General features: G+C 64.9%; 16 protein-coding genes. 10 read left to right on the plus strand and 6 right to left on the minus strand.

The window, feature by feature from the left end; translation table 11 throughout:
* Nucleotides 1-218 precede the first annotated feature (218 nt).
* From rplM to erpA, 5 genes are all read left to right on the plus strand, one after another.
* Nucleotides 219-647, plus strand: a complete 429-nt coding sequence (gene rplM, locus C6571_RS10635) for a 50S ribosomal protein L13 (protein ID WP_106446653.1) — start codon at nt 219-221, stop codon at nt 645-647.
* An 11-nt stretch (nt 648-658) separates the two neighbouring features.
* A complete protein-coding gene (gene rpsI / locus C6571_RS10640; protein ID WP_106446654.1) occupies nt 659-1,051 on the plus strand; it encodes a 30S ribosomal protein S9 in 393 nt (130 codons plus the stop codon).
* A gap of 138 nt (nt 1,052-1,189) precedes the next feature.
* Nucleotides 1,190-1,906 carry a DUF6776 family protein gene (locus C6571_RS10645; RefSeq protein WP_106446655.1) on the plus strand — a complete coding sequence of 239 codons (717 nt, stop codon included), beginning with the start codon at nt 1,190-1,192 and terminating at the stop codon, nt 1,904-1,906.
* Nucleotides 1,907-1,947: 41 nt separating this feature from the next.
* Entirely contained in the window at nt 1,948-2,346 is a 399-nt protein-coding gene (locus tag C6571_RS10650) for a bactofilin family protein (protein WP_106446656.1), read from the plus strand.
* 60 nt (nt 2,347-2,406) lie between these two features.
* Entirely contained in the window at nt 2,407-2,769 is a 363-nt protein-coding gene (gene erpA / locus C6571_RS10655; protein WP_106446657.1) for an iron-sulfur cluster insertion protein ErpA, read from the plus strand.
* A 23-nt stretch (nt 2,770-2,792) separates the two neighbouring features.
* Here the strand turns inward: erpA and C6571_RS10660 are convergent, their stop codons facing one another.
* Together C6571_RS10660 and C6571_RS10665 are read right to left on the minus strand one after the other, a co-directional pair.
* Complete coding sequence (locus tag C6571_RS10660) at nt 2,793-3,878, minus strand: anhydro-N-acetylmuramic acid kinase (protein WP_106446658.1); 1,086 nt, start codon at nt 3,876-3,878, stop codon at nt 2,793-2,795.
* 82 nt (nt 3,879-3,960) lie between these two features.
* Nucleotides 3,961-5,319, minus strand: a complete 1,359-nt coding sequence (locus C6571_RS10665) for a M23 family metallopeptidase (protein ID WP_106446659.1) — start codon at nt 5,317-5,319, stop codon at nt 3,961-3,963.
* A gap of 199 nt (nt 5,320-5,518) precedes the next feature.
* On the opposite strand from C6571_RS10665, the gene tyrS reads away from it, so the two are divergent.
* Nucleotides 5,519-6,751 carry a tyrosine--tRNA ligase gene (tyrS, locus tag C6571_RS10670; RefSeq protein ID WP_106446660.1) on the plus strand — a complete coding sequence of 411 codons (1,233 nt, stop codon included), beginning with the start codon at nt 5,519-5,521 and terminating at the stop codon, nt 6,749-6,751.
* Between the two features lie 65 nt (nt 6,752-6,816).
* Here tyrS and C6571_RS10675 read toward each other — a convergent pair whose 3' ends face one another.
* Nucleotides 6,817-7,821 carry a LysR substrate-binding domain-containing protein gene (locus C6571_RS10675; protein ID WP_106446661.1) on the minus strand — a complete coding sequence of 335 codons (1,005 nt, stop codon included), beginning with the start codon at nt 7,819-7,821 and terminating at the stop codon, nt 6,817-6,819.
* A 120-nt stretch (nt 7,822-7,941) separates the two neighbouring features.
* On the opposite strand from C6571_RS10675, the gene C6571_RS10680 reads away from it, so the two are divergent.
* Nucleotides 7,942-8,334 (plus strand): DUF2917 domain-containing protein, encoded by a 393-nt coding sequence (locus C6571_RS10680; RefSeq protein ID WP_106446662.1) that lies wholly within the window; start codon nt 7,942-7,944, stop codon nt 8,332-8,334.
* A 3-nt stretch (nt 8,335-8,337) separates the two neighbouring features.
* Here C6571_RS10680 and C6571_RS10685 read toward each other — a convergent pair whose 3' ends face one another.
* Nucleotides 8,338-8,733, minus strand: coding sequence for a BLUF domain-containing protein (locus tag C6571_RS10685; RefSeq protein WP_106446663.1), 396 nt, complete (start codon nt 8,731-8,733; stop codon nt 8,338-8,340).
* A gap of 105 nt (nt 8,734-8,838) precedes the next feature.
* Here C6571_RS10685 and C6571_RS10690 point away from each other — a divergent pair, with 105 nt between their 5' ends.
* From C6571_RS10690 to C6571_RS10700, 3 genes are all read left to right on the plus strand, one after another.
* Nucleotides 8,839-9,591: a Crp/Fnr family transcriptional regulator gene (locus C6571_RS10690; protein WP_106446664.1), complete on the plus strand. Its 753-nt coding sequence runs from the start codon at nt 8,839-8,841 to the stop codon at nt 9,589-9,591.
* A 72-nt stretch (nt 9,592-9,663) separates the two neighbouring features.
* Entirely contained in the window at nt 9,664-11,094 is a 1,431-nt protein-coding gene (gene glmU / locus C6571_RS10695) for a bifunctional UDP-N-acetylglucosamine diphosphorylase/glucosamine-1-phosphate N-acetyltransferase GlmU (RefSeq protein WP_106446665.1), read from the plus strand.
* A 26-nt stretch (nt 11,095-11,120) separates the two neighbouring features.
* Nucleotides 11,121-11,927 carry a sensor histidine kinase gene (locus C6571_RS10700; protein WP_106446666.1) on the plus strand — a complete coding sequence of 269 codons (807 nt, stop codon included), beginning with the start codon at nt 11,121-11,123 and terminating at the stop codon, nt 11,925-11,927.
* A gap of 798 nt (nt 11,928-12,725) precedes the next feature.
* Here the strand turns inward: C6571_RS10700 and C6571_RS10705 are convergent.
* Both C6571_RS10705 and C6571_RS10710 read right to left on the minus strand, forming a co-directional pair.
* Nucleotides 12,726-13,835 (minus strand): diguanylate cyclase, encoded by a 1,110-nt coding sequence (locus tag C6571_RS10705; RefSeq protein WP_106446667.1) that lies wholly within the window; start codon nt 13,833-13,835, stop codon nt 12,726-12,728.
* Entirely contained in the window at nt 13,832-14,176 is a 345-nt protein-coding gene (locus C6571_RS10710) for a chaperone modulator CbpM (protein WP_106446668.1), read from the minus strand. The genes C6571_RS10705 and C6571_RS10710 overlap by 4 nt, the downstream gene beginning before the upstream one ends.
* Between the last annotated feature and the right edge of the window lie 3 nt (nt 14,177-14,179).

Raw genomic sequence — 14,179 nt, forward strand, 5'->3', positions numbered from 1 at the left:
GGCGAAGCGAAAAATGTTCACGCGCAGTACCGGCTTTGTATAATGGCGGGCTTCGCAGCGCTTGCGTGCTCCGCGGCGAAGTGTGGTCTTGGCGTTCGCGCCGATGCTGCAAGTACCACCTAAGAGGTTTCCGCTTTAGAGAAACGCCGACCGTGGAAAAGAGCCCAAAGGACGCCGGCCCCTGTTGTAGGCCGGTCAAACCCTCGAAAGAGAAACTCATGAAAACCTTCAGCGCCAAACCCGCTGATGTGACGCACGAGTGGTTTGTGATTGACGCCACCGATAAGGTGCTCGGCCGGGTAGCCAGCGAAGTTGCCCACCGCCTGCGCGGCAAACACAAAGCCATTTATACGCCTCACATCGATACCGGTGACTTCATCGTCATCATCAATGCAGCGCAACTCAAGGTCACCGGCGCCAAGTCGACCGACAAGATCTACTACCGCCACTCGGGTTATCCCGGCGGCATCACCGCGACGAACTTCCGCGACATGCAATCCAAGCATCCCGGCCGCGCGCTGGAAAAGGCTGTCAAGGGCATGCTGCCCAAGGGTCCGCTTGGCTACGCCATGATCAAGAAACTCAAGGTGTACGGTGGTGCTGAGCATCCCCACACCGCCCAACAGCCCAAAGTGCTGGAACTGTAAGGAGCCTTGAGATGATTGGTGAATGGAACAATGGCACCGGCCGTCGCAAATCCAGCGTCGCCCGCGTGTTTCTGAAAAAAGGCAGCGGCAAGATCACGATCAACGGCAAGGACATCCAGTCCTACTTTGGCCGTGAGACCTCGATCATGATCGCCAAGCAACCGCTCATGCTGACCAACCACGCCGAAACCTTCGACGTGATGATCAATGTGCACGGCGGCGGTGAATCCGGCCAGGCCGGCGCAGCCCGCCACGGCATCACCCGCGCCCTGATCGACTATGACGACACGCTCAAGCCAGCGCTCAGCCAGGCCGGTTTCGTGACGCGCGATGCGCGCGAAGTCGAACGCAAGAAGGTCGGCCTGCGGTCTGCACGCCGCGCCAAGCAGTTCTCGAAGCGTTAATCCGCACTTCCTGTTCTGCCCATACCAGCCGCACCGGTTCGCCGCGTGCGGCTTTTTCATTTGCAGTTGAGCGCTTGTGGGCCACAATCGCCCCTTTTGCATAGGGGCGGCGCCTTGCCGGGCCGGCCAAGGAGAAGAATGCGTTTTCGATTGCTGCGTCGCCGCCTCACTATCAGCGCACCGCGGGTAGCGGTGCGCAGTGCGCTGCCTTGGCCGCTGCGGTGGCTGGTGTTTGCGGTGGTGCTCGGCCTGAGTGCGGCCGTGGCGCTCTGGGCGTTTGAGTTTGGGCGCTCGCTGGCAGGGCTGGACGCGGGCAGTCGCGAAGAATTGGTGCAGTTGCGCGGTGAGCTGGCCCGGCTGCGCATCGATGCCCAGCAGAACCAGACCATAGCCAATACCTCGGGCAGCCTGCTGCTGGCGGAACGCTCTGCCCTGGATCAGCTCAAGCTGCAGCTCAAGCAACTCGAGAGCGAAAACCGCTCATTGCGAGAGGACCTGGGGTTTTTTGAGAAGCTCATTCCCAGCAGCAGTTCAGGAGATGACCTCGCCATTCGTGGTTTGCAGGCTGAGCAGCAAGCCGACGCCACGCTGCGTTGGCAGGTGCTCGTCATGCGACCCGTGAAGAATGCCGCAGAGTTTTCCGGGCAGCTGGAACTGGTTGCTTCGGGGATGCGGGAAGGCAAACCCTGGAGTCAGCGCTTTGCAGGCGATGGGCAAGCCTTCAAACTGCGCCAGTACCAGCGGCTCGAAGGCATCGCCCGGCTGCCGCCGCATGTTTTGGTCAAAACCCTGACCGCCAGAATTCTGCATGAGGGGCGGGTTCGCGCTTCGCAGACCACTGACGTCGGTTCGTAACGACCATTCTTGAACTCTTTCCCAGCTACAGGAGCATTCCCATGTTTTCACGCAACAAGCAACCCGCCATCAAAAGCCTGATCGCGCAAGGCAGCCGCATCGAGGGCGACGTGCATTTTGCCGATGGCCTTCGCATTGACGGCGAGGTGCACGGCGACGTGCGGGCGCAAGGCGGGCAATCGGGGTTGCTGGTGATATCGGCGCTGGCCCGGGTGGAGGGTGCGGTGCATGCCGCGCATGTCATCGTGAATGGCGAGGTGGTCGGACCCGTACACGCGACCGAGCTGCTCGAATTGCAACCCAAGGCACGTATTACCGGCGATGTGCACTACAAAGCCTTGGAAATGCACCAGGGTGCCACCATCTGCGGAAGCATGACACCTACGGACGCCGTGCTGGAGGAAAAGCCCCCACTCAAGCTAGCGTCAAGCGCGCAGTGAAAAGAATTCCCACGAAGACTGCAGTAGTATTTCCCTCAAATATGCGATTTGGAGTTAGCCATGAATGCTGTTGTCGAGACCTTGCCGACCGAAATGCCCGATCCGATCATCTTCACCGAGAGTGCGGCGGCCAAGGTGGCTGATCTCATTGCCGAGGAAGGCAATCCAGATCTGAAGCTGCGCGTTTTTGTGCAGGGCGGGGGCTGCTCGGGCTTCCAGTATGGCTTTACGTTTGACGAAATTACCAACGAAGACGACACCGTGATGACCAAAAACGGTGTCTCGCTGCTGATCGATGCCATGAGCTTCCAGTACTTGGTGGGTGCCGAGATCGACTACAAGGAAGATCTGCAGGGCGCGCAGTTCGTCATCAAGAACCCAGGGGCCACGTCCACCTGCGGCTGCGGTTCCAGTTTTTCTTAAAAGCCGCCCCCTGCGGGCGCCTTTCAAGCGGGGTAGATCGCCCCGAGCACACGGGCGCCTCGGGCGCCCGTTGCATTGGGCAGGTTGCCGGGGAGTCCAGCGAGTGCTTGGCGGGCCAGCCAGGCGAAGGCAGCCGCCTCGACCTGCTGAGCCGGTAGCCCCAGGGTATCGGTGGCGATGACCTCCACGTCCGGCAGAAAAACCTGCAGTCGCCGCATCAGCGTGGCGTTGCGTGCGCCGCCTCCGCATACGGCCAGCCGCCGACTGCCATCACCGTAGCGTTTGACGCATTCCGCGCAGGCCAATGCGGTCAATTCGGTGAGTGTCGCCTGCACGTCTTGCGCTCGCGCGCCGGGAACGCAGGCCAGTCTTTCTTCCAGCCACCGGGAATGAAAAAGATCCCGTCCGGTACTTTTGGGTGGTGGCACTGCGAAAAATGCCTCGGCGTACAACACGTTCAGCAGCGGTTGCAGCACCTTGCCGGACGCGGCCCACGCACCATCCTTGTCAAACGCTTCGCCGGTGTGGCGCTGGCACCAGAGATCCATCAGCGCGTTGCCCGGACCGCAGTCAAAGCCCAGCACCGTGCCATTCTCGCCGAGCACGCTCAGGTTGGCCATGCCGCCGACATTGAGCACACAGGAGGACTGCCCCGGCTGTGCAAACACCTGCTGGTGAAAAGCCGGCACCAGCGGCGCACCCTGGCCGCCGGCAGCGACATCGCGGCTGCGGAAATCGGCCACCACGGTGATTCCGGTGCACTCTGCCAGCAACGCCGGGTTGTTGAGCTGCAAGGTGTAGCCGGTGCCATCAAAGACCTGGGGCTGGTGGCGCACGGTCTGGCCGTGGGCACCGATGGCATGCACCGCCGATGCGCTCAAGCCGCTGTGGGCCAGCAGGGCGTGGACGACTTCGGCGTACACGCCTGCCAGGGCATTGGCGGCCAGCGCGGCGCGATGCAGTTCGTTGGCACCCGGAGTGTTCAGTGCCAACAATTCCGCTCTTAATTCAGGAGCTAGCGACGCAGACTGGTAGTGCGCTACCCGGCATTTTGAGTCAGAAAAGTCGGCCAGAACGCCATCCACCCCGTCGAGCGAGGTGCCCGACATGAGGCCTATGTAGAACTCGGGTGAGGGCACGAAGGAGTTCAGGATGCGCGGGCGAACAGGCTGGAGCGCCGCCGCCCCAACCCTATTCGGCGCTAGCCTGCTGAATCAGCTGGGCGGCGCTGAGTTGGGTGCGCATCAGTGCGGCCATGCGCTCGAAGGCCGGGCGCGAAGCCGTAGAGATGGGGGCTGCTGCTTCGCTGGACTTGGCAATGGTCATCGGGTCTTGCTGCTTGCCGTCCACGCGGAACTCAAAATGCAGATGCGGGCCGGTGGCCCAGCCGGTGGAGCCCACGGCGCCAATGGTTTCGCCCTGCGTGACCGACTCGCCCTTTTTCACGTCGATGCGGCTGAGGTGCGCGTACACCGTGACATGCTCTTTGCGGTGTTTGACGAAGATAACGTTGCCAAAGCCGTTCTGCACCCCGGCAAACTCGACCACGCCGTCGCCCACAGTCCGCACTGCGGTGCCGGTGGGGGCGGCAAAGTCGGTGCCCAAATGGGCTTTCCACTTTTTCTGAATGGGGTGAAAACGCATCGCAAAACCGCTGGAGACACGCGAGAACTCCAGTGGCGCGCTCAAGTAGGCGCGGCGCAGGCTCTCGCCCGCCAGGCTGTAGTAGGCGCCCTTGCTGCCGGGCTCGACAAACCACACGGCCTCGTGGCTCTTGCCGTTGTTGACAAACTCGGCGCTCAGCACGCGGCCAGTGCGCAGGGGCTCGCCATCGGCTTCCAGGGTTTCGTACACCACGGAAAAGCGATCGCCCTTGCGCAAGGCACGGCGGAAATCGATCTCGCCCGAAAACAGCTCGGCGATTTGCACGGCCACCGCATCGGGGATGTTGGAGTCGTCCGTCGCGGCAAACAGCGAGCTGCGAATCACGCCGCCGGAGAGGCGGCTGGACGCGGTGAGCGGAGCCGATTCCAGGCGGGAGCTGAACTCTTCGCCCACGCGTTCGACCACCAGGCGCTTGAACTGGCCGCTGTCGTCCGGGGCCCAGCGCGCGGTCAGGCGCACCAGGCGGTGGTCGTCAGTGGTTTCGGCCGTGATGGCCCGTCCGGTGCGGCCGAGCAGGTTTTGGTGCACCTTGCTGTCTTTGCGCAGCCAAGCGGCGGCTGCCGGGTCGGCGACGCCCAGGCGCTGCAGCAAGGATTCGGCGGTGTCGCTGCTGCGCAGCTGCTCGCTGCGGTAGAGCGTGAATGCCGGTTGCTCGGTCAGCTGTGCCAAGGTGGCGTCGCTGGCCAGAGACTGAACCGGCATGGCGATGCGCTGCTGTGGCAGGTCGGCGGCGTCGGGACCGAGCGAGGCCACGGCGAAGGCACCGCCCCCTGCAGTCAGCAAGAGGGACGCCAGGGCGGCTGTAAGGCGTTTGGGGTGGTTGCGCAGGCTGCGGGTTACGTTCCCCAGCAGGGCGCGGCTGGCATCGGTCAAGCCATTGTTCAAAATTCTGTCCCCAGGGTGGCGTGGGTCTGGCACGGCGGGCGACCGGGCGGTCGAGGGCTTACCAAGGCGCACAAACTGTCAGGATGGCAGCCGGGGGAGCAAGGCAGGGTGGAGGAAAACCGGGCCTACTAGAATCCGCGACTGCGAAGTGCGCCGAAGTATAGCGAACCTGCTCGCCTGGACACCCAAGAAAACCCCTATGAAAACTTCAGTTGTTACAACTTATCCGGTCACCGACGCTGTAGGACAAGCGCTGGAAGTGTCGCTCCGCGGGGCTGATGAACTGCTGCCGCAGCAGGAGTGGGTGCAAAAGCTCGCGCGCTCTGAGGCCACCGGCCAGCCGCTGCGCATCAAGCTGGGGCTGGACCCCACGGCGCCCGACATCCACATCGGCCACACGGTGGTGCTGAACAAAATGCGCCAGCTGCAGGATCTGGGCCACCAGGTCATCTTCCTCATTGGCGATTTCACCAGCCTGATTGGCGACCCCTCGGGCCGCAACAGCACGCGCCCGCCGCTCACCCCCGAGCAAATCAAGGAAAACGCCGAAACCTACTACCGCCAGGCCAGCCTGGTGCTCGACCCTGCGCGCACCGAGATCCGCTACAACAGCGAGTGGAGCGAGCCCCTGGGCGCGAGCGGCATGATTGCCCTGGCCGCCAAGTACACCGTGGCCCGCATGATGGAGCGCGACGACTTCCACAAGCGCTTTTCCACCGGCCAGTCGATCAGCGTGCACGAGTTTCTGTACCCGCTGATGCAGGGCTACGACTCGGTGGCCTTGAAGAGTGACCTGGAACTCGGCGGCACGGATCAAAGGTTCAACCTGCTGATGGGCCGCCATTTGCAGCAGGAATACGGCCAGGAGCCGCAGTGCATCCTGACCATGCCCTTGCTTGAAGGGCTCGACGGCGTCGAGAAGATGAGCAAGAGCAAGAACAACTACATCGGCATCAGCGAGCCTGCGAACACCATGTTCGCCAAGGTGCTGTCGATTTCCGACACGCTGATGTGGCGCTGGTTCACGCTGCTGTCGTTCCGCTCGCTGGCCGAGATCGCCCAGCTCAAGGCCGAGGTGGACGGCGGGCGCAACCCCAAGGACGCCAAGGTGCTGCTCGCCAAGGAGATCACCACGCGCTTTCACAGCGCGGCGGCGGCCAACGCGGCCGAGCAGGATTTCACCAACCGCAGCAAGGGCGGCGTGCCCGACGACATCCCCGAAGTGCAGCTCGCGGGCGCGCCGCTGGGCATTGGCGCTTTGCTCAAGCAGGCGAACCTTGCGCCCTCGTCGAGCGAGGCCAATCGCCTCATCGACGGTGGCGGCGTGCGCGTGGACGGCAGCGCGGTGAGCGACCGGGGCCTCAAGCTCGCAGCGGGTAGCTACGTGGTGCAGGTGGGCAAGCGCAAGTTCGCCCGCGTGACATTGGCCTGAATTTCAATAAAAAATAGCCTCTAGCGCTTATTCAGTAAGCGCTGACAGCTATTGAATATATAGCGTCAATCGGGCGTGGCCAGGGTGTCTGGGTCAGGCCCATCGCCAATGGCGCGGCGGGTACTTTCGGCTTCCAGGGCCAGCCAGGCGCAAAAGGCCTGAACTTCAGGCCGCTGGCCGCTGCGCGGGCCGGTGAGCAGCCAATACGCCAAGGGCGAATCGAGTCGGTGTCCCGGCATCACCTCCACCAGATCGCCCGACGCCAGTGCGTCGGCAATCAGCGGCATGCGCGCCAGCGCCAGGCCCTGGCCGGCCAGCGCGGCCTGCACGATCTGGTGTGCGTAGTTGAAATACAGCCAGCGCTTGGGCTGAAGCTGGCCGCCAGCTTGCGCATCAAACCAGCGCCGCCACGAAAGCCATTCGAGGTTGGCGCTGCGGTGTGCGTCCCCGGCCTCGATCAGCGTGAAGTGCGCCAGATCGCCGGTGGTCTGCGGCGTCCCGCTGGCCTTGAGCAGCCAGGGGCTGGCCACCACGGCCAGCTGCTCGCCGAACAAGCGCTGGCCGCCCTGCATGCGGTGGCCGGGCCGGCCGTAGCGCAGCGCCAGGTCCACGTCCGACGTGTCGAGGTCCACGGTGAGGTCGCTGGCGTCGATGCGGATGTCGATGTCCGGGTGCTCGCGCTGGAAATCCTCCATGCGCGGAATCAGCCACATCGAGGCAAAGCTGGCCCAGGTGGTGATGGCCACGCTTTTGCGCCCGGCGCTCTGGCGCGCCAGGAGCACGGCGGTGTCGATTCTCTCGATGGCCGGCGCACAGCTGCGCAGCAACTGTGCGCCGGCGCCGGTGAGTTCCACGGCGCGCGTATGGCGCAGAAACAGCGGTAGGCCAATTTCGTCTTCCAGCGCCTGAATCTGCCGGCTGACAGCCGACTGGGTGAGCGAGAGCGACTCGGCCGCCGCGCGGAAGTTGAGGTGCTCGGCAACGGCCAGAAAGGCACGCCAATGGCCCAGACCGACCGGACGGGTGCGCAGCGGAGGGCGGGGCGCGGATGCGGATGCTGCAGTGGCCATGGGGTGCTATTTTATTGATGCGAAACCAGCATCAATCGCGGGCCGCGTTTTCATTGGACGCAGCCTGCCCGCAGCCCGACCATAGCAAGCATCGCAAGGTATTTTTCTCAGGAGGTTTCCATGTCTTCAGCTCCCCCGCCTTCATTGTTTGCCGCACGCGACCTGCCCCGTCTGCCGGGTGCTGCGGCGCTGCAGCGCCTGCCCCCCGGCGGCGTGATCACGCTCCTGGCGCGGCGTGCGCAGGTGCTGCGCATCGATTCGGGCTGCGCATGGGTGACCCTGGGCAGAGGCCCGGTGGATGGCATGGGTCGCGCCGACATGCGTGCGGGCGACACCTTTGTCCATGCCGGGCAGCTGCTGCGCGTTCCGGCGGGCACGCGCGCCGTGATCGAGGCGGCGCGCGGCATGGAGCTGCGCTTTGTCTGGCAAGCCGCCGACGCCACGGCGCGCCAGCTGCGGCGGCGGCGCGGGGCCGGTGCGTGCGAGGCGCAGGATGCGGCGGCTTGCTGCTGAGGGCTAGCCGGGAAGCGCCAGGCGCAGGCGCTCGAAGGCGGCCAAAGCGGCGCTGCCGTCCAGCGCTTCGAGCTGCTCGAACGAGGTTTCTTCCTCGCCGCTGGTGAATGCCAGCTGGAAATCGCCAAAGCGGCGCGCTTGCAGCGGCCCGTGGTACAGCACTTCCACACCCGTGTGCCGCGCGTCGTTGCGGATGCGCTCGGTCAGGGAGAGCACGGGTTTGCGCTCGCCCTCCAGCATCTGGCAAAAGCGCTGACCGTCAAAGGCCAGCAGTGCGGTGATACCGCGCTCGGCGTTGCTTGCGCGTGCGCGGTGGGCAATGTCGGCCACGATGCTGAGCGGCTGCTCGGGGCTGAGGGTGCTGACGTAGAGCACTTGGTAGAGGAGAGACTGGGACATAGGGGAGCGCCACTCTAGGGCGGTGGAGCGCATCGCACAATGTGAAAAGACATAGGGCTGAGCCCAGGGACGTCCGCCTAAGACCATCCCTAAAATTTGCGGACCATGCCCCAGCCTCCCCAACCCCGGTGCCCACCCAACTGCCACGCATGCGGCTTGCGCGACTTCGCCGCGTTTACCGAACTGCCGGCCGGGGCGCTGGACGCCATCAACCGCGCCCGCAGCCACACCACGGTGGGGCGCGCGGGCAGCACCTTGATTCGCGAAAACCAGGCCAACAGCCAGCTCTACACCCTGTACTCCGGCTGGGCCTTCCGCTATTCGACTCTGAAGGATGGGCGGCGGCAAATCCTCAACTTCTTGCTGCCGGGCGATCTGATGGGTCTGCAGCAAGAATTTGGCGACGACGCTGCGCATGGGGTGGAGCTGCTGACCGACTGCGCGCTGTGCGTATTCAAGGGAGACAGCCTGTGGGAGCTGTACCGCGAGCATCCGCGCCTGGGCTACGACATCACCTGGCTGGCTGCGCACGAAGAAGGGAATGTGGACGACAACCTGCTGACGGCCGGCCGGCGCAACGCGCTGGAGCGCGTCGCCATGCTGCTTCTGCAGCTGTACCGGCGCCTGGACCGACTGGGTTTGGCCGAAGGGGGCAGCATTGAGTTTCCGCTGACCCAGCAGCACATTGCCGATGCGCTGGGCCTGTCGTTGGTGCATACCAACAAGACGCTGCGCCGGCTGGTGCATTTGGGGCTGCACACCATTGAAGACGGGCGCTTGTCCATCCTGAACCCGCGCGCACTGGCCCGCATCGCCGAGTATTACGACCAACCGCCGCGTCTGTTGCCATTGCTGTAAGCCATTGGCTGCAGCGCGCGCCGATAATGTTGCGCGAGGCCGGGCGCCGCCCGGTGCAATAGCGCGATTTGCATGAACCCCATTGACATCGTGATCATGGCTGCCGGCAAGGGCACGCGCATGAAGAGCCGCATTCCCAAGGTACTGCAGCGCCTGGCAGGGCGCCCGCTGCTGCAGCATGTGCTGGGCCAGGCGAGCGCGTTGGGCGCGCGCAGCGCCATCGTCATCACTGGCCACGGCGCTATCGAAGTAGAAGCTGCTTGCGCAAGTGCAGTAAGCGCTGGAGGCCCATTTGACCTGAAATTCGTGCGCCAGGAGCCGCAACTGGGAACCGGCCACGCCGTGCAGCAGGCGGCGCCGCTGCTGCAGGATGACGGCACCGTGCTCGTGCTCTCGGGCGACGTGCCGCTGACGCAGCCGGGCACCGTGCGCGCCCTGGTGCAGGCCAGTGCCGACCAGGCGCTGGCGCTGCTGACCGTGCGCCTGCCGCAGCCCAGGGGCTACGGCCGCATCGTGCGCGGCGCGGACGGTGCGGTGCGCGGCATCGTCGAAGAAAAAGACGCCAGCGAGGACCAGCGCGCCATCACCGAGGTCTACAGCGGCATCCTCGCCGTGCCCGCGCGCCTGCTGCTGCAGTGGCTGCCGCGCCTGTCCAACCAGAATGCCCAGGGCGAGTACTACCTGACCGACGTGGTGGCGATGGCCGTGGCGCAAGGCGTGCCGGTGGCCACGCACACCATTGACGACGCGGTGCAGGTGGCAGGCGTCAACAGCCCGGCGCAACTGGCCGAGCTGGAGCGCGCCCACCAGAGCCGCGCCGCCGCCCAACTGATGGAGCAGGGCGTGCGCCTGGCCGACCCGGCACGCTTTGACCTGCGCGACGACGAGCGCAGCGGCGCGCACGCCGAACTCGTCTGCGCGCAAGACGTGGAAATCGACGTCGGCTGCATCTTCACCGGGCGGGTCGAGCTGGGCGAGGGCGCACGCATCGGGGCCTACTGCTGCATTGCCAACGCGCGCATTGCAGCGGGCGCCGTGATTCACCCCTTTACGCACATTGACGGCGAAGCCGCAGGCGCCGAGGTGGGCGAGGGCGCGCTGGTGGGGCCGTTTGCCCGCTTGCGCCCCGGCGCGCAGCTCGGGCGCGCGGTGCATATCGGCAACTTCGTCGAAGTCAAGAACAGCCAGCTGGCCGATGGTGCCAAGGCCAACCACCTGGCCTACCTGGGCGACGCCACGGTGGGCGAGCGCGTGAACTATGGCGCCGGCAGCATCACCGCCAACTACGATGGGGTCAACAAGCACCGCACGGTGATCGAAGCCGATGTGCACATCGGCAGCAATTGCGTGCTGGTGGCGCCGGTCACGATTGGTGCGGGCGCCACGGTGGGCGGCGGCTCGACCATCGGCAAAGACGTACCCGCTGGGTCGCTGGGCGTGGCGCGCGGGCGGCAAACCAACATCACCGGCTGGAAGCGGCCGGCCAAGAAACCCGCGCCCTGAGAGTGGCGTGCCGAAGGAGCGAGAGCATGGTCAGCACCGCACCCGAAGGTTTTTCGTTTGTCACCGCCTTGGGCGGTGCGCCCGTGCAGGGAACTGAGGAAGCACAGGGCATGCAAGAACTGGCACGCCTGCGCACGGCGCACCAGGACTTGTTGCGCGCCATTTCGCACGATTTGCGCGCGCCAGTGCGCCACATCACCGCGTTTACGCCCCTGCTGCGCGAAATTGTCGAGCCGGCCGCCCTGCTTGCAGCCGAGCGTGCCGAGGCGCTGGAATTTCTGGCCACCATTGAGCAGGCAGGCCAGCGCATGGGCCGCATGATCGACGGCTTGCTGGCGCTCTCGCGCATTCAGGCAGCGGCGCTGCGCGTCGAGGCGGTGGACCTCGATCGCCTGCTGCCGCAGGTGGTCGATGAGCTGACGCCCTCTGCAGCCGGCCGCTCGATGGATTGGCGCCTGGGGCCTGGGCTGGGCGTGGTGCAGGCCGACGAGGCGCTGCTGCGCCAGTTGATCAAGGAGCTGCTGGCCAACGCCATCAAGTTCACCCGCAACACACCTGCGCCGTGCATTGCGGTGCGCGCGGTGCGCAGTGGGGATGGCGATGGGATTGGCGCATGGACGCTGCAGGTGCAGGACAACGGCGCGGGGTTTGACGGAGCCCAGGCCCACGGTCTGTTTGGCCTGTTTCAGCGACTGCACCCGGAGCGCGAATTCGAAGGCGTGGGTGCGGGCCTGGCCATCGTGCGGGCCGTTGCGCAGCGCCATGGCGGCAGTGTCAGCGCACAGGCGGCGCCGGGTGCGGGTTGCACGGTGGAAGTGGTTTGGTCGGCGTGATTTCGGCCTTGTATTTGCTATTGAAAAAATAGCTATCAAAGCTTATAGGGTATGCGATAGAGGCCAATTTAACCGGACTATTTAGCGGCCTCAGACAAAGACTTGAGAGCGCCATTTCGCACGGGACGGGTGCCGGGTCTCGCCCCGGCAGGCGAGGTACTTGTTCTTTGCGTCGCCAAAGAAAAGTACCCAAAAAAAAGGCGACCCTGCTGTCCGTGACCCCGTGCTGCGCACGGGGCAGACTGCGATGCTCACGCCGGGCGGGTTCTCGCTGAACTCGCGCTACGCGCTCAAACAGACGCGAGCCCTGATCCGCCCGCCGCTGCGCTTCTCGGCACGGCCACAAGGGCTTTGGACAACGGAAAACCAAACATCCGGACGGGCCTATCTCTGCGCTCGGCCCGTGTGGCTGTCCAGGTCCAGGCCCTTGTGGATGCGCCTGCGTCGGGGTGCTTGCGGGGTGGCATGCGCGCGGGTGCGCGCATGCTTCGTTGACTAGCTCGCCGTGGTTGTTCGAACGTAGCTGCGTAGCAGCGCAGTGAGTTCCACGGCGCACCCCGCAAGTGCCCCGACGCAGGTTGCCCCGCAGCGCAGCGAAGGGGTCGCAGACAGTAGGGTGGGCCTTTTTTGGTGACTTTTTTCGGCATGAAAAAAGTTACTGCGCCGCCGGGCGCACATCCCGGCTCCCGTCCTGTGCCACGGGGTGCGAACCCATCAAAGCCGCGCTCTCATCGTTGTCTTTCGGCTTTTCTGAGGCAGCTACATCGTCAGGTAAAAACCAAAAATACCTCTCGCACCTCACTCCAGGACGGGCACCCCGTCCGCTGCCCGCATCCTGCTGCCCTGGGGTTCAACGGCCACGCGATTGCGTCCGCCGTGCTTGGCGCGGTACATCGCCATGTCGGCGCTGTTGAGCCAGTCGCGCAATGACTGGTGGCTGCTGTGCGCCTGCGCCATGCCGATGCTGCTGGTCAGCTGCAGCTCGGGCAGCTCGGGCAGCCGCAGCGCGCCGATGCGTTCGCGAATGCGCTGTGCAATGGCCAGGGCATGGGCTTCGTCGGTGTCCGCGCAGACCACGGCAAACTCGTCGCCGCCGTAGCGCCCTGCGCAGTCGGCTTCGCGCACCGATTCCCGGATGACTTCGCCCACCACGCGTATGGCTTCATCGCCCACCGTGTGGCCGTGGATATCGTTGATGGGCTTGAAGTGGTCGATGTCGATCATCAAGAGCCACGCCGGCCGGTCGGTGCTGCGCGCGCCTTCCAGTACGGCCTGGGCCTGTTCTTGCCAGTGTGCGCGGGCGAACAGGCCGGTCTGCGCATCGCGCTGGCGCAGCTCCTTGAGCTGCTGGTTTTGCCGCGCCACGGTGCGAATCAGCCGGTAGCTCGTAAAACCCACCGCCAGGCTGTGCAGCGCGATGACCGGGAGCGTGGCGATGATGACGGACAGCGAGCTGGCCAGCACCGGCTCGGGGCGCAGGATCAGTGTGCCCAGCAGCGCCATGCCTGCCATGCCGGGCAGTGAATACAGCCACAGTCGCTTGATGCCCGTACCGAACTTGTCGTGCGTGGTAACTACCGCCAGCACCACAGAGGGCAGCAGATTGAAATGCATGAGCGGAATCCACAGGCCGACGATGGCGGAGTCGATCAGCAGGTTGCGGACTTCTGCGCGGTAGGGGTCGCGGCTGGTGCGCGCGTGCAGATAGGCCAGGTGCGGCCACAGCACCATGGTGAGGAGCGACACCCAGCCAAAGCGCGCCAGATCGCCAGTCTGCATCAATACGCTGCAGGTCAACCAAAACCCCAGCCCCATTCCCAAGATGCGCAGCGGATAGATGCTGCGATAGGTGTTCGCGCGTGCAGTGGCGCCTTGGTGTTTCGCAGCCGTCTGCGGGGGCTCTGTCATGCGCCGGGAGCGGGGGGCTGCAGTTGCCGCAACTGGCGGCGCAGCTCACCCACTTCCTCCATCAAATCCACCGTGAGCGCTGCCAGGTACGGATCAGCATCGAAAGAGGCTTCCAGGTCCGCCATGCGGCGAGCGCGGACCAGTGTCGTGCTGGCAAAGCGCCAGGTGACCAGGCCAGCGCTTGCTGCGTCGGTAGGCTGGGGGGCAATGACGCCAGCTTCGACGTGTTCGCTCACCCATTCGGGTGCGCGGCGGCAGGCGCGGGCCAGTTCTTCGAGCGTCAAGCTGTCGTCACCCAGCAGTTCGGCCATTTGGGCGGGGAGGTGAAAGGCATGGGGCATGGT

The organism is Simplicispira suum (genome assembly GCF_003008595.1).
Classification (GTDB): domain Bacteria; phylum Pseudomonadota; class Gammaproteobacteria; order Burkholderiales; family Burkholderiaceae_C; genus Simplicispira; species Simplicispira suum.

Coding starts and splice junctions, on each gene's coding strand:
- rplM (WP_106446653.1), top strand. CDS start 219: ATGAAAACCTTCAGCGCCAAACCCGCTGATGTGACGCACGAGTGGTTT.
- rpsI (WP_106446654.1), top strand. CDS start 659: ATGATTGGTGAATGGAACAATGGCACCGGCCGTCGCAAATCCAGCGTC.
- C6571_RS10645 (WP_106446655.1), top strand. CDS start 1,190: ATGCGTTTTCGATTGCTGCGTCGCCGCCTCACTATCAGCGCACCGCGG.
- C6571_RS10650 (WP_106446656.1), top strand. CDS start 1,948: ATGTTTTCACGCAACAAGCAACCCGCCATCAAAAGCCTGATCGCGCAA.
- erpA (WP_106446657.1), top strand. CDS start 2,407: ATGAATGCTGTTGTCGAGACCTTGCCGACCGAAATGCCCGATCCGATC.
- C6571_RS10660 (WP_106446658.1), bottom strand. CDS start 3,878: ATGTCGGGCACCTCGCTCGACGGGGTGGATGGCGTTCTGGCCGACTTT.
- tyrS (WP_106446660.1), top strand. CDS start 5,519: ATGAAAACTTCAGTTGTTACAACTTATCCGGTCACCGACGCTGTAGGA.
- C6571_RS10675 (WP_106446661.1), bottom strand. CDS start 7,821: ATGGCCACTGCAGCATCCGCATCCGCGCCCCGCCCTCCGCTGCGCACC.
- C6571_RS10680 (WP_106446662.1), top strand. CDS start 7,942: ATGTCTTCAGCTCCCCCGCCTTCATTGTTTGCCGCACGCGACCTGCCC.
- C6571_RS10685 (WP_106446663.1), bottom strand. CDS start 8,733: ATGTCCCAGTCTCTCCTCTACCAAGTGCTCTACGTCAGCACCCTCAGC.
- C6571_RS10690 (WP_106446664.1), top strand. CDS start 8,839: ATGCCCCAGCCTCCCCAACCCCGGTGCCCACCCAACTGCCACGCATGC.
- glmU (WP_106446665.1), top strand. CDS start 9,664: ATGAACCCCATTGACATCGTGATCATGGCTGCCGGCAAGGGCACGCGC.
- C6571_RS10700 (WP_106446666.1), top strand. CDS start 11,121: ATGGTCAGCACCGCACCCGAAGGTTTTTCGTTTGTCACCGCCTTGGGC.
- C6571_RS10705 (WP_106446667.1), bottom strand. CDS start 13,835: ATGACAGAGCCCCCGCAGACGGCTGCGAAACACCAAGGCGCCACTGCA.
- C6571_RS10710 (WP_106446668.1), bottom strand. CDS start 14,176: ATGCCCCATGCCTTTCACCTCCCCGCCCAAATGGCCGAACTGCTGGGT.